Annotated in this window: 1 protein-coding gene and 1 pseudogene; both read right to left on the reverse strand. The window is 33.0% G+C overall.

The genetic code is table 11. From position 1 onward, the window contains the following. Positions 1-41: 41 nt before the first annotated feature. A complete protein-coding gene (locus F6K22_RS41335; protein WP_363275596.1) occupies positions 42-482 on the reverse strand; it encodes an ISAs1 family transposase in 441 nt (146 codons plus the stop codon). 189 nt (positions 483-671) lie between these two features. Then, positions 672-918: pseudogene (locus tag F6K22_RS41340) on the reverse strand (ISAs1 family transposase); the annotation flags it as partial. Positions 919-1,138 lie beyond the last annotated feature (220 nt).

Below are 1,138 nucleotides of genomic sequence, written 5' to 3' on the forward strand. Positions count from 1 at the left end.
ACTTTGAGGAGGTAATCATTGTTCCATCCGGCTCTTTTTCGTTAATTTGTTATTCCAGTTTTGACAGTTTTTTCCCTTGTTAATAAATTCAATGCTATTTGTCTAATTACTGTCAAATTTTCGGGAGCATTATCTGTTCTAATGAGAGAATCATGCTCTTGAAATTGAACATCTAATACCCAATTTAATTGATTTTCAATTCCCCAATGACCACGAATCGCTTCAGCTAAAATTTCTGCATGATTTGATAAACTACTAATGAAATATCTTCGTTCACAAGTGATTTTTCCATCTTTTTCAGACCGAAAATCATCGACAAAGCCAATTGATTTGAGATTTTTCCATTCCCCAAATGGAGCAACTTCATCCGCAATATTACTCACCATATAATAGTATCGACCTGCGATACGACCATGAGTTAAATCAGACTTACAATAATCACTTTGCGGGCTTTTTTTTTCTTCCTGAATTAGATAATTTATTCAGCAATTTTTCGACTATGCAGATAAAAATAACCTTGATTTGTTTTTAAAGTAATTACCGAATAATTAAGGTTTAAAGCCTCTCACTCGCTGTGGAGAAACAATGAATTAATTTTCCTTTTATTCAATCCAATCCGTTTTAGGGAGAGGTAATTATCCATTATCCATTATCCATTATCCATTATTGAAATAGTTAGCATCTTGTTCTGTAATTTGTTTAACAATTTCTTTTTGACATCCCATCCCATCAATAGTAACTAAACAACCAGAAATAGATAAAACCTTGATAACTTTAGGAATTGCAGTAATTTCGTTTGATTTTTTATCTACTTTTACTTGACCTAAAACCAGGGGATTTGCTGTGGCCCAAGCACTGACCATGTGAATGGGTTTCCCTTGATTTTTTCTGGTCATAAGAACCTCTCAGAGTTTGACCGAATAATTAAGGTTTAAAGCCTCTCACTCGCTGTGGAGAAACAATGAATTAATTTTCCTTTTATTCAATCCAATCCGTTTTAGGGAGAGGTAATTATCCATTATCCATTATCCATTATTGAACATCAATTGCTATTATTTCGCCATTAGTTATTTGACTTATTGACTGAATCCATGACAAAAAACATTGTTGTAATTGTTCTGGCTTTAGCCGTGCAAAA

Origin of the sequence: Okeania sp. SIO2F4 (genome assembly GCF_010672385.1) — a bacterium.
In the GTDB taxonomy this organism is placed as follows: Bacteria; Cyanobacteriota; Cyanobacteriia; order Cyanobacteriales; family Microcoleaceae; genus Trichodesmium.